Origin of the sequence: Rhodopirellula sp. MGV (assembly GCF_002251265.1) — a bacterium.
In the GTDB taxonomy this organism is placed as follows: domain Bacteria; phylum Planctomycetota; class Planctomycetia; order Pirellulales; family Pirellulaceae; genus Stieleria; species Stieleria baltica_A.
Genome location: NZ_NPDI01000050.1, coordinates 98,344 through 111,877, shown reverse-complemented (window position 1 = coordinate 111,877; position 13,534 = coordinate 98,344). Strand labels below are relative to the sequence as shown.

Sequence of the window (13,534 nt, the reverse complement as noted above, 5' to 3'; positions counted from 1 at the left end):
AAATTGCCTCGCACGAGTATCTCCCTCCGCCATCCTGAGAGTTTAGAGCACAAAGAATCTTCAGGATGGCACACAAAGGGAAGTCCCCAACAAGTCAATCGACCTTGTTCTAGGCGTCCATATCCCAGTCAAACTCGTCATCCACCGGCGTTTCAGGTTTGATTTCGCGCGGTGGCGGATCCGAGAACGCAGGGGGCCCCTTGGGCAACGGTGGTTGCCCCAAATGGAACTTGCTCACCAGGTCGTTCAAGTGGTGAGCGTGATTGAGCACCGAGGACGAGGTCCCAGCAAGTTCTTCGGTTTGATTGGCGTTGGACTGTGTCACTTCATCCATCTTCGACACCCCACCGTTCACTTGCTGAATCGCAGTCAATTGCTCGACGGACGCCGATGCAATCTCCGCAACGAAATCGGTCACTTGGCGAACCGAGTTGACAATCTCGTCGAGCGTTTCACCCGATTTATAAACCAACCGTGTGCCACGTTCGACTTTGCTGGTCGAATCCTGGATCAACAATTTGATCTCTTTGGCCGACGAAGCACTTCTCTGCGCCAAGTTGCGAACCTCCGATGCGACGACCGCAAACCCGCGTCCTTGTTCACCCGCTCGAGCAGCCTCGACCGCGGCATTGAGTGCCAGCAAGTTTGTCTGGAAGGCGATTTCGTCGATCGTTGTGATGATGTCAGAAATTCGCTTCGACGAGTCGTTGATCTCCTGCATCGCTTGGACGGCTTCGCCGACCACTTTGCCACCTTCAGAAGCAACGTTACGCGACGAATCCGCAAGCGAACGCGCGGTCTGTGCACTCTCGCTATTTTGCCGGACCGTCTGTGTAATTTCCTCAAGGCTGGAAGCCGTCTCTTCCAACCGGCATGCTTGGTCTTGGGCACCGCGTGAGATCTCGGATGCCGCATTGGTCATCTCTGTTGATGCCGTTGCGACCATCGAGGAAACTTCTCGCACGCGGGTCAGTGCGTCGCGGACCGATTCGACGGCACGTCCCAGCGCCTTGGCGACTTTTCCGATCGCGTCATTGCCGAAATCGGGGAACTGCAAATCGAATTGACCTTCGGCGATTCGATTGACGATCTGCAAAACCGACTCGACTTTATCGTTGGTTTCCTGTGCCTCGATACGCTGTCGTTCAGAGTTTTCCTTGATCTCCTTTTCCATCTGAACCTTTTCCGAAATTACCTCCCAGGTAACCATCGTCCCCAAGCGGACACTATTCGGATCAAAAACCGCCTTGACGCTCAATTCCAATGTCTCAGGGCCGACAGGGATTCGGGTCTTAATGGGCAGATTTTTGTGATCGCCAACGATACCGCGTTGCTTCGCTGGCGTTCGGTGAAAGATATCGATTGATTGACCGACAATGTCATCTGCCTTGACGGGAAGAAACTGCTCGAGCTTCTTCAGCGTCACGGTGGCTTCCGGATTCATGTAGCGAATGATGTTGTCGTTGTCAGCAAAGACCATCGCTGCCGATGCTTCCATCATCGCATTGACGCGATTGATTTCAGAATCCCTTTCGCGTCGGGACTCTGTGATGTCGTAGCCCACTTTGATGACTTTGGTTACTTTCCCACTGCCATCACGGATCGGGCTGTACGTCGCACTAATCCAGATCTCGTCGCCGTCCTTGTTCACTCGCTTGAACTCGCCCGACTGACTGATGCCTTGCGCAAGATCCGCCCAAAACGAACGATACTCTTCGCTCTTGGCAAGTTGTTTGTCGACGAACATTCGATGATGTTTGGCTTTGATTTCGGACAGGCTGTATCCGACCAGCGACAAAAAAGGCTCGTTTGCCGATTCAATCGTTCCGTCAGGATTGAATTCAATACAAGCCTGGCTATTGAAAAGGCTATCGTGGATCTCCCGATAGCGATTGAGCTCGCGCTTCGTTTTGTCCAGCACTTTGAACGCCGACTGCAACTCGCCATAGAGATGCCCGACCGCATAGTTCTCCGTCGCCGGGAACTCGTCAGGAAAGTCACCTTCGATCGCCCGATTGACAATCGTGGAAAGCTCTTCCAACCGTGAAAGCGTTGCGTTGTACTCGCGCGACTTGCTACCTGGTACGAGACTGACGAGTCTTTGCCCCAGTCCAATCATATTAATCGCCCCTGCAAGGATCGAAATGAAACAGTACTTGTGGCGTCTTATCGCAAACGACAATCCGCCGACTACCGCCCAAAATGCACCGGAATAGCGATCAGTTGCCGTTCCATTGAGTATTTCAAGCTCACACTTTTTCTTACGTCACCCCCCTTGCACCAAAGCGATTGGGCGAGTGGATGACGGTAAACGGCACTGGCAAATTCATCCAATCAAATGACGGCAATCTCGCTGTCCGCAACGAAGTGAGACAACGAAATCGGCTTCACCTTTCGTTCGAGTGTTTGCCTCGAGCGACGGTCAAACCAAAGCTTCTTGAGGAGCTTCGCGACCGGCATTTTCGATTGACTCAGTCGTCGGCAACGTCAAAGTAAACTTGGCACCTTTCCCAAGCCCTTCACTTTCGACTTCCAACTTCCCGCCCATATTCGAAGCGGCCAATGCGCAGGAATGCAAGCCAAAACCATGGCCTTCATCTTTCGTCGTAAACCCATGCTGAAAAATTTTCATAAGGTTCGACTCTTCGATCCCGCATCCGTAATCCTTCACCGAAATCTTTACATTCGGGCCTTCCTGGTGGATGTCGATCTCGATGCTCTTCGCTTCGTGATCGTCGCCGTTGGACGCTTGCTGCGCATTCTTGATCAAGTTCACCAAGATCTGCAGAACGTCATGTTTGGATGCGAAAATGCATGGTGCCGCCGAGAACTTTTTGACGACTTCAACACCGTGACGCGTCAAACTCGCACTGTGAAGCAGGATCGCATTTTCGATCAAGTCGGTCGGATTCAGTGATTCCGTACCGCCGCCTAGACGGGCAAACGATTGCTGCGATGCGACAATCGCTTTGATGTGCTCGATACTTTCGAATAACTGATCGACTTCTTTGAGCTGCTCATCTTGGTCGGTAGCCAACTGTGTGGAAACGCGACCAACAAACTGCACCACCGCATCGCGTCGCCCCGTATCGCTGAGAAACTCGGAAAGGTCGCTTTGATGTTCTGACAGCAATGCCGCAATCTTTTGCAGCGACGCCAGTTCAGATGAACCGATACTATCACGCAAGACGTTGGCCGAAACATTGACACTGTTCAAAACGTTTCCGACGTTGTGCAACACGCCGGTCGCGACCTCGGCCATCCCCGCATAACGTTCCGCCATCCGCAGTTCAGAGTTCAAGGTTTCGGCAACGCGTTGGGCTGCGATTTTCCCCGAAATATCGCGTTCGATCCAAATGTATCGGGCACCGCCCGTCTCGTGCAAAATCGGACGCATTTCAAGAGCGACCCAATAAAGATCGCCTTCCCGGTTTGCGACGCTTAGTTCACAGTCAATTCCTCGTTGGCTTGCAAATGCCTCATGAAACTCCTCTGCCATCTCCGCATCGACACCAGATCTTTCCAATCGGTCGAACCAGTGCGATCCGGCGACCTCTTCGTGTGTGTAACCGGTCATTCGCTCAAACGCTTCGTTGACCCACTCGATGATGCCCTCGGCATTGGTAATGGCGACCGCATTGTCAGTGTGCTTAGCAACCAGGGAAAGCAATGAAAGGTGTTCCGATGATGATTTCAGTTCAAGCGACGCCGCTTCCAATTCGACCGCTTGATGTTCCAATGCGGTGAACTGCGTCACGATCGTATCGGAAATCTTTCTCGCCAATCCCGTAAACACGAGACCAAAAATCACTCCAAAAACCAGAATGAGATACATCGCTTGGCGAATCGCGCGCGATGCGACCGTTCCCGAACCATTTGAAAACTCCGCAAGATTCGTAAAAAGTTGATTGCGAGCTTCTACAAATTCGTCAATTCGAGCATAGCGGAGTTGCTCAAGTTGATTGAGTTCTTCTTGGAGTAAAAGCCAATTCTCACACGCGTTAAAAAAACCGCCATGTCCAGGCTCAATCGTTTGATACGTCGAGTGACGACGGAATCCTTCACCGAGCAAGTTATTCATCACGTTGCTTAGCAAGTTGCGGTACTCTTCCAACGGTCCAACCGGTGTCCCCGCTGTAATCTCTCGCTCGAGTCTCAAGAGACATCCGGAAATGTAGTTGTCCTTTAAGTCGGTCAATAAATCACGATCCGTTGTCACGAGTAGTCGGTCGCAAAGCGATTCCAGTTCGACAACTTCGTCCGTTTCTGCTCCAAGGTGGTAAACAGGGCGGAAGGTTTTCACAAACTCAACCGCGGCTTTTTCCTTGTCATCGCCGTCCAAATTGCGATAGTCTCGCAACTGAATCGCTTGACGCAGTGCCTCTTCACCGACCGCTACGTCGAGGCTCGCATGAAGTGCGCCGATCGCAGACCTCGTCGATTTTGAACACGCCAACCGTTCTTGCTCCGCGACCTGCAACCGTTGGGCAAAGTGATAGCAACGGCGATTTAGGTCTTCGAGGCCGGCAATTTTTTCTGCTAGATCCTTCGCAGTCTCTCCCATCTGTGTCGTCGCAGTGGTTCGCATGTCCTCCGGGAGATCGAGGAACTCCCATCGTTCCGTCGGTGGCTTTTCGGCAATCAGATCGCCTTGGAAGAGCGGGGTGGTGTAGTGCACCGAGCGTGTTAGCTGGTCATTTGCCGACGCGATCGATGCGGCGACTGCTTCGGCAATCTCGTCGCGTGCGTTGCGGTCGTTTTGAATTTGCAGCATCGACCAAATCAGAATCCCGACAATTGCACCCGCAGCGATGATTCCGAACCACGCCAAATTACGTACAGATCCGTCCGGCGCTTTTGATTTCGCGATTGTCGCTGAAACCTTCGATTCATTCGATTTTCGCATCGACAATTATTTCCTCCCAACGCATCGGCTGGACATTTTCTGAATGAATAACTGTGGGCCAAACGCTGTCGCTGGCTTGGTGGTGAGTAGTTGACAGATACAGCGGGCGTTCGAGTCCCAAATCAAATTCGCCGAGACCATCAAACGCGTCGACGATTGCGTCGCGTGTAATTTCGCCTTCGCAGGAATCCAATGCGTGAATCAACATGCGGGCTGCGATGTACCCCTCGAGCGCCCCGAATGTCGGTGTAGCATCGCTCTTGATTGCGCTAAACGCGGCACGAAATTCTTTAGCGATGGGGAGATCCGATTCCGGATGAGGGACGACCTGCGTCACGATGACGTTCTCGCCTTCGTCACCCAACAACGAGGCAAGTGACTCGGCGCCGACGAACGATACGTTTGCGAAAATCACGTCCAGTCCCGACGACTTGGCAAGCTTGATGAACTTTGCGCATGGTCCATAGGCGCCGACCATGATCACTGCTTTTGGCGGCACCGGGCTGAGCAACAATTCCGCGAGTGCCCCTTCAATGGCCATCGTGTTTCGCTCGTACCGGACATGGAGAATCTGGTGCTTGTCCTTGATTCCATGCTCGCGCAACACGTCGACTCCGCCAAAGTAGCCCGCATCACCGAACGCATCTCGCTGGGTAAAAAAAGCGATCTCATTTGGCTTGCACCCGGCATACCGCATGAGCGCGCTGACAATCTCTCGCGTTTCTTGAAGATAGCTAGCACGGTAATTGATCACGTACCGTTCCGTTGGCTCTTTACGAAGCACGCTACCACCAGAGTATGCCGCGATAAAAGGTGTCTTGTTTGCAATTGCGATTGGCATCGCTGCGATCGCTGTGGGTGTTCCGACATTGGCAATAATGCCTAGTACAGCTTCCTCTTCGATGAGCGTTCTCATGTTGGGAACCGTCTGCTTCGGTTCATAGGCATCATCCAGCACCACAAGTTCGAGTTCCTGACTTGCGATGCCGCCGTTTCGGTTTCGTTCCGCGAATGCGGCTTCCACCCCAATGCGGACTTCGCGTCCGAGTGCACCGGCTGGACCTGTCAAAGCCGTCGACATGCCGAACTTCAACGTTCGCAGGTCACTTTGCTCTGCATTCAATTGTCCGCCGGCGAACACTCCCAGCAACGCGATCGTGGCTGGAACCCATAGTGATTTCACAACTAACTCCGGATGGCAATTCACGAAAAGAACTTCGCATCAATTCAACTAGCGAACCCCTATCGTAGGAAACGAACCACCGAATTCAGAATCATCTGACTTGACGGCAAACAGTTGTCTGTGTCGGTTGATCTCCAACCTGCTGCGACAATGCATCCACGTGGCTTGATCGTGAGGCGACAGTGCATCGTCCGAGTTCCGTCGCCGACACGTTGTGCAATTCTTTTCGCTGTATGTTTTTGAGAACAGGCGTTCGACGCAGTGTGTTGAAACGCTTTGGACCATTGTTTGTAAAACAGGCCCTCGGAAACCGCACATGAGCAACACGGTCATTACTGATCCACGTCGAATCCTTATTGTTGACGACAACCCAGCGATTCACGACGACTTTAAAAAGATCCTCAAACAGAACGCAGCGACTGACCTCAGCGATTTGAAAGCGCAACTTTTTGGCGAGTCCGCTGCCGAAGAAGATCAACTTTGCTTCGAACTTGAAGATGCGTTTCAAGGCCAAGAAGCTCTCGAACGACTTAAAAGCGCGATCGCCGCCGGAAATCCGTTTACCGTCGCATTTGTCGACATGCGAATGCCACCGGGTTGGGATGGGATCGAGACCATCAAGCGTCTGTGGGAAGTTGACCCAAGCCTTCAGGTCGTGATCTGCTCGGCGTACTCCGATCGCCAATGGACAGATGTCGTGAAGGACTTTGGCATTCGTGACAACCTGCTGATTCTCAAGAAGCCCTTTGACAACATCGAGGTTCTTCAACTGGCGCAAGCGCTCAGCGAAAAACATCGTTTGACGAAGCTCTTCGAAAGTCGAATCGAAGACCTCGGTCAGCTTGTTGAAAAACTTTCCGCAAATGCGAATGCAGATGAAAGCGTTGCCACCACGTCCAGCTAGTGGCTTCTGTCTGTCGTCCAAGAGACGACGATTAGTGACAACGTGACGTGCACTGGATGCGTCACTTCGCAAAACGCGGCACAGTTTCGCGTCGCCGTCACTCTCTCCTGACGGCGGAATCCCCCAGTGGCACGGAGCTAATCGAGACAGCTCTCAGAACCGATCGGATGAGACGTTAACTGATCTGTCTGTTTGAACTCGTCCGGCTTCGGACATGACACCGATCTATGTTTGCGAAACTGATTCTGATGTTTCGCCACCTCGATATTCATGCCGCAATTGATGGACTCTTCCGACCCAAAACAGTCAATGGCTTGGCGTTGGATCATCGTCTGCTGGGCGGCCGTCGTTTTGCTCGGCTGGGTAGCGATCAGCCGCTACGAGTTTTCCACAACGGACCGTGGTCTCGCCGGTTCGCAACTCACTTGGCCAGAATCAAGTTCAATCCCACGCTCCGGTGAAAGCAACACACTGTTGTTTTTCATTCATCCGCTTTGCCCGTGTACGAACGCCAGCTTGCATGAACTGGAACGCGTGATTGATAGGGCGGACCTAGCCAGATTCCCGGTTTCCATCGTTGTGGTCGCATCTGTCCCTAAGCGAAGTGGCAGAGACTGGGCAAACACCGAAATCATTCGTTCGGCCCTACAGTTGCCGAACTCCCAACTGCATCTCGACTATGGCGGTATCGAATCGAACCGCTTTGCTGCCGACGTTAGCGGCACCACGCTTCTGTATAGCCGTGACGGGAACCAACTCTTTGCCGGCGGCATCACGATTTCTCGTGGTCACGAAGGCGATAATGTTGGCGCATCGCGACTGGTCGCTGCATTGAACCAACCTCAAACGATCGAATCAACATTGACGCCCGTTTTCGGCTGCCAGTTGTGTGGCGAAGTACCAGGCCCAACCGAGTCAATCATCCCATGAACCAACTCAAAAAACTGATCTTCCCAGCAACGTCAAACGATCCGGCGATCAGTCGTATTCTGAAAGAGCAATTCGTTTCGATCTATTCACGTACGGATCGGATGTTCGCGGTGCTGATGGGGTTGCAGTGGTTGGCCGCAATTGCAATCGCATTTGTGACGTCGCCCTTTACTTGGAACGGTTCCCAAAGCAGTATTCACCCGCATGTTGTGATGGCCTTCTTCGGCGGTGGCGTGCTGGCGCTGATGCCAATTGCGTTGGCAGTATTTCTACCGGGGCGTACCTCCACCCGCATGACAATCGCTTGCAGCCAAGCGTTGTTTTCAACCCTATTGATCCATTTGAGTGGCGGTCGAATTGAAACGCACTTTCACGTCTTTGGATCACTCGCATTTTTGGCCGCCTACCGAGACCCGTTAACTTTGGCACCCGCGACATTGATCATCGCGGTCGATCATTGGGCACGAGGGATCTGGTGGCCTGAATCGGTTTTCGGAATTGCGACTGCCTCTCAGTGGCGGTGGCTTGAACATGCCGCCTGGGTTGTTTTCGAAGTTGTCATTTTGCTGATCATCACCAAACAAAGTGTGAATGAGATGCACTCGCTTGCATCAAAATCCGTTCAACTTGACGCTGCGCTCTCGCTGGCCGAAAAAAGCGAGCAACGTTTCCGCGAAGGCTTCGAACAGTCTGCGCTTGGAATGGCGTTCAAAAAGCTTGATGGGACCTACATACGGATCAATAATCGCTACTGCGAAATCACCGGATACAGCCGTGACGAATTATTCACGAAGCGATACCAAGACATCACGCACCCTGATGACATTCCGCTGCACGCCAAAGCACTTGAACAACTGTCGTCAGGGCAGGATTCGAGTTGTCAAATCGACAAACGCTACCTTCACAAACAGGGCCATGAGGTCTGGGTTCGTCTAACACTTTCGCTCGTCCGTGACAGTGATGGCAACCCCCATCAACTGATGGCCGCCGCAGAGGACATCACTGCTGAACGAAACGCCCAAGCCTTGATCAAAAAGCTTTCGCTGGTAGCCAGCAAGACCAGGCACTCGGTGATTATCGCCGGCCCAAACGGATGTATCGAATGGGTCAACGAAGGCTTTACAAACCTGACCGGATATTCCGCCGAAGAAGCGATCGGCAATTCACCTGGCGACCTGTTGCAAGGCGTCAAGACAGACACCGATACCAAGAACTTGATCCGCAAACGACTTCAAAACCAAGAAAGTGTCAGCGTCGAAATCCTGAACTACGGAAAATCCGAAACGCCATATTGGATCAATCTAGAGATCGATCCGGTATTCGATTCTCAGGGCAACCTCACCAACTTCATTGCGACGCAAACCGACATCACAGACCGGAAAAAACGCGCCGAACAACTTGAACGGGCGACCCAAGCGGCAGAAGCAGCCAACCGCTCGAAAAGCCGGTTCCTGGCAAACATGAGCCACGAGATTCGCACACCGCTTAATGGGATCCTCGGCTTTACCGACGTCTTGTTGCGTGATTGGCAAAGCCTTGATCCCTCTGAGATGGACGACCACCTCAGCACGATTCGTCGAAGCGGCCAACACTTGCTCTCGCTGATCAATGACGTCTTAGACATTTCCAAAATTGAAGCCGAACAGATGCAGGTCGAACTGTTGGACTGTTCGCCCCACCAGGTCATCTCCGACACGATCTCGATCCTACGTGTCACCGCGACCGAAAAAGGCATCGGCCTTGACCACCGCTGGGAAGGCCCGGTACCGGCAACGATCAAAACCGATCCGTATCGCTTCAAACAAATGTTGCTGAACATCGTTGGTAACGCGATCAAGTTTACGGATCAGGGTTCGGTGCTCGTCGTCGCTTACCTGTCACAAGAAACCGACAATCGATTGTGTATCGAAGTTCGTGATACCGGTGCGGGCATACCCGCTGAAAAAATCAACGCGATCTTCGAACCCTTTGTGCAAGCCGACGACACCGTCACTCGCAAATATGGTGGAACCGGACTCGGCCTGCCAATCAGCAAAAAAATCGCTGAATCGCTGGGCGGTACGCTTTCTGTCGCAAGTTTTGTTGGGCGCGGAAGTACGTTTACAGCGACGATCGATACAGGTGACGTTGACTACATCGATCTAGACAACATGGCTCGCCAGGTTCCACAACATTCGCATGCACAAAACACGCCAATGCCTCGCAAACCAATCACCACCAATGGGCTAAACGGGATGAGCGTGCTCGTCGTCGACGATGGCGACACGAACCGCAAACTGATCCGGTTATTGCTCGAGCGCGAAGGTGCCAAGGTCTGGATGGCCGAAAATGGTCAAGTCGCGATCGATATGGTATCCCGTACCAACTTCGACGTGATCCTGATGGACATGCAAATGCCGGTTCTTGACGGCTACACCGCAACGTCGCGATTGCGACAGCGTGGATTTGAAATGCCGATCATCGCGTTGACAGCACATGCCATGCAGGGTGATCGCGAAAAGTGTCTTGAAACAGGCTGCAGCGGCTATCTGACTAAGCCGATTGACGCATCCGCGCTCTATGAAACGCTGTCCACGATCAGCCGCACTGGCGAGATCGACGAAAGTTCGCAGGCCCCCATTCGCTCGGCACTCCCAACCGAAGACCCCGAATTCCGTCATATCATCGAGCAGTTTATCGATAAGTTCGATGTCAAAGTACGAGAACTCGAGCACGCCTGGGAAGCGAACGATTTTGACGAGATGGAACGAATCGCCCACTGGATTCGTGGCTCTGCAGGAACAGTCGGGTACAGTTGCTTTACGATTCCGGCAGCGGAGTTGGAGCGTTCCGCACGCAACAAAAAAACGTTCGACTCACGCCGAACGTTGGACCAGATTCAAGATTTGAAATGCCGAATCACTCTTTAGCTATTCCAAGAGCATGACGGTTGTTGCCGGCGGAAAGGGAACATCAGGCGACACCGTCGTATTGGTTACGGTCACGACTCGAAGTGTTCCACTGACAATCTTTACGTCATAGGTTCCGCCACCGGCAACCCACGAAACATGGCCGGCCTTGTTGTAGATCGTTCCGGCGAAAGCCCCCGCACCGATCAAGTTTTGTGACTCGATGATCATCGGACGAGCATCGGTACGATCTTGAAATAGCAGTACGTCGTTGTAGGGTGACGATCCGTCTTGCAGCCCTTCGAACGTGCAGGTGTGAATCAGCGGTGCGATCAAAACGCTCGGCTGAATCGTCCCCGGAAGCGGAAGATATGAGGACGGCTTGGCAATATAGAACAACACCCCTTCGGCTTTCACCGAGCCGATGATGCAAAGCGACATCTGTGTGATAGGGCTGACATCATTGATGATGTAGACCCCTGGCTTCAACTCGACCGATCCGCCAAGAGACACGATGGTTAAGGAATCGTAGACCCCTGGTTCCAAAGTGACACGATTAAGCCTGTCAATGATCGGACCGGTCAAGGGAGTCAGCAACGTTTTCAATAGCGGCGATAAACTATCCAGTACGGCATTGACCGTCGTGAGGGCACCGGCAGCAGTCAGCGCTACCGTAACGCGATCGCCGTTGCTGGTCGCCGCTCCAGCGGAAGGAATCGGTAGCGAAGCCAGCGGGTCATCCACGGGGCGCTGATTGCAACGCAATGGATCTTTGTCAGCGGTGTTGTACGGCAGGTAGTTTGCCGGATTATCGACACCGCCAACGACGTGCATGTACTTCGCTGCCAAACGAGTCGTCGATAAAAGCGGCATACACGACAGTCCATAGGGCGGCAAAGGTCCGCTTCCGGCCGCTTTTCCCTTTTCATCAAAGCGTCCGCCTTCGTGATTCACATGAACTGCCCCGTTGACGTTCAACCGTCCCAAGCCCTCGACTTCCATCCCACCGGCGAGCGTCAAGAGAGGCGGACATATCGCGGAAACCGTGTCCAGCAGCTCAGTGTCGAGAAGGTCCGAAACGGTATCACCGAGAGTGTCTTGGACCAAGCCCAAGACTGTTGCGAGTGTCCCAGGGATACTCAGTGGGCCGATCGCAATTCCCGTGGTATCCAATTGGCTGATTGCCGCATCGACCAGTGCGGTTTGATCGAGATTGGCGATCAAGTTCTGAACGCTGTCAAAAGAGATGTGTGCAGGGTCTGGATCCAAAACGGAGATCACACCACCATTTGGATTGGGAACAATACCAGAGACCGATGAAACCTTGATCGTCCGCGAAAACACGCCATCGATCGCGCCACTAAAGATCGAGTTGTATTCCTCGTCAGCGAGCACTTCGACGTAGCCATCCTGTCCGGCATACTGACCGGATTGGGGAGGGATGTTGACGATTACATTGGCATCATCCATTCCTTGTCCGTTTGCCACCATGTCATAGGCGGTATCGCGAGCGACGCCGGGATCATTGCCGGCGTGCAAGCTTGCCGCGGCGGCCGTTGACGCGGAATCGGCGGCGTGCTGCAGATTGAGATGCTCTCCCATTCCCAGCCCACCGTCCATCACAATTGCCGCCATCGCCACCAACACCGGAAGGCAGATCACCACCATCGCGGCGATCTTCCCGGGGCGTTTTTGTTTCAACTTCATTCAGAGATCTCCAGGTCAGGTGAAAAAACAGCGGGCAAAATTGGAATAGCGCATGCGCTAGCGACGGGAATCACGGCATCGTCCTGTTTGATTGCCAATGGTTAGTTGACGATTGGCATCGTGCAGCGAGACGTCAGCGTCCACTCGGTCCATGGCAACCAGCCATAGAGAAACGAATCGTGGACATAACGCAAAGAAACTTCGACACGGTCACCAGGGTCATTGCTCCCGGACGGCCAAACGATTGAAACGGCGACGTCTTCGAGTGCCATCGTCGGCAATGTCTGTACCGCGCTCTGCACCATCGGAATACCGCTGCCGGCATTCGATTCGATCGGTGCGGGTCCCCATTGCGTTTGTACGACGTCCGCATCGCTACCATGCGTCGTCACATCACGACAGATACGCCGTACTGAGTATTCGAGCGCATTTTGCCGCGCCGATACCAAACCAAGATCCAACATCGCAAAGATAATCAACAATGCGATTGGTAGCGTGATCGCAGTCTCTGCTGCGCATACACCTTGTCGGCCCGATCCTTGTCGGTGCCGAAATCCAGAAACATGCTGCGCCATTGGTCTATACCGTTGATTACCGAAATTGGTTGAATTCGACATGGTGCCGGATATCCAATTCGGAGGGCAAACCCGGCCACGGCACAATTGCATTGAATCGGTATCCGACATCGATCCGGACGCGGTGAAAACCAGAAGCGTTTTCTGTCACGCTCAAGGCGTACTCGGTGGGTCCGGTTTCCGTCACGGGCAAGGCTGCGAATTCGTCAAGCACTGCGTTCTGTACCGCTTGCTCCCAATCTGCCTTGGAGAACTCGGTGTATTTGTGGCTGGCACCATATGCTGCGCCACTTCGAGCCGCGTTGCAGACAATGCTGCGTATCCCAAGTGCGCGGCCATAGTCAATACATGCGAATGTCAGCAGCAACAGTACTGGCGCGACAATGGCGAATTCGACGGCGGCAACCGCTTTGCGATTTTGATTGCGACGATTCATAAAGC

The 13,534-nt window shown here is 53.1% G+C and carries 9 protein-coding genes; 3 read left to right on the top strand and 6 right to left on the bottom strand.

Annotated features, from left to right (window positions below; all coding sequences use genetic code 11):
* Window positions 1-109: 109 nt before the first annotated feature.
* The 3 genes from CGZ80_RS18305 to CGZ80_RS18295 all read right to left on the bottom strand — a co-directional run bounded on the left by CGZ80_RS18305 (window position 110) and on the right by CGZ80_RS18295 (window position 6,089).
* A complete protein-coding gene (locus tag CGZ80_RS18305; RefSeq protein WP_094417096.1) occupies window positions 110-2,119 on the bottom strand; it encodes a methyl-accepting chemotaxis protein in 2,010 nt (669 codons plus the stop codon).
* Between the two features lie 303 nt (window positions 2,120-2,422).
* Entirely contained in the window at window positions 2,423-4,906 is a 2,484-nt protein-coding gene (locus CGZ80_RS18300; protein WP_094417094.1) for an ATP-binding protein, read from the bottom strand.
* Window positions 4,890-6,089 (bottom strand): ABC transporter substrate-binding protein, encoded by a 1,200-nt coding sequence (locus CGZ80_RS18295; protein ID WP_233148507.1) that lies wholly within the window; start codon window positions 6,087-6,089, stop codon window positions 4,890-4,892. Before CGZ80_RS18295 ends, CGZ80_RS18300 begins: the two co-directional genes overlap by 17 nt.
* Before the next feature lie 316 nt (window positions 6,090-6,405).
* Between CGZ80_RS18295 and CGZ80_RS18285 the strand changes: the two genes are divergently transcribed.
* From CGZ80_RS18285 to CGZ80_RS18275, 3 genes are all read left to right on the top strand, one after another.
* The gene (locus CGZ80_RS18285; protein ID WP_094417090.1) at window positions 6,406-6,993 is read left to right on the top strand and encodes a response regulator transcription factor; all 588 of its coding nucleotides are present in this window, start codon (window positions 6,406-6,408) and stop codon (window positions 6,991-6,993) included.
* Window positions 6,994-7,275: 282 nt separating this feature from the next.
* The gene (locus CGZ80_RS18280) at window positions 7,276-7,923 is read left to right on the top strand and encodes a hypothetical protein (RefSeq protein WP_143544020.1); all 648 of its coding nucleotides are present in this window, start codon (window positions 7,276-7,278) and stop codon (window positions 7,921-7,923) included.
* Window positions 7,920-10,832 (top strand): PAS domain-containing hybrid sensor histidine kinase/response regulator, encoded by a 2,913-nt coding sequence (locus CGZ80_RS18275; RefSeq protein ID WP_094417086.1) that lies wholly within the window; start codon window positions 7,920-7,922, stop codon window positions 10,830-10,832. Before CGZ80_RS18280 ends, CGZ80_RS18275 begins: the two co-directional genes overlap by 4 nt.
* Here the strand turns inward: CGZ80_RS18275 and CGZ80_RS18270 are convergent, their stop codons facing one another.
* The 3 genes from CGZ80_RS18270 to CGZ80_RS18260 all read right to left on the bottom strand — a co-directional run bounded on the left by CGZ80_RS18270 (window position 10,833) and on the right by CGZ80_RS18260 (window position 13,529).
* Window positions 10,833-12,518, bottom strand: coding sequence for a pilus assembly protein TadG-related protein (locus CGZ80_RS18270; protein WP_094417084.1), 1,686 nt, complete (start codon window positions 12,516-12,518; stop codon window positions 10,833-10,835).
* A gap of 101 nt (window positions 12,519-12,619) precedes the next feature.
* Window positions 12,620-13,093 carry a TadE/TadG family type IV pilus assembly protein gene (locus CGZ80_RS18265; RefSeq protein WP_158222762.1) on the bottom strand — a complete coding sequence of 158 codons (474 nt, stop codon included), beginning with the start codon at window positions 13,091-13,093 and terminating at the stop codon, window positions 12,620-12,622.
* Window positions 13,094-13,109: 16 nt separating this feature from the next.
* Window positions 13,110-13,529, bottom strand: a complete 420-nt coding sequence (locus CGZ80_RS18260) for a TadE family protein (RefSeq protein WP_158222761.1) — start codon at window positions 13,527-13,529, stop codon at window positions 13,110-13,112.
* Window positions 13,530-13,534: the final 5 nt, after the last annotated feature.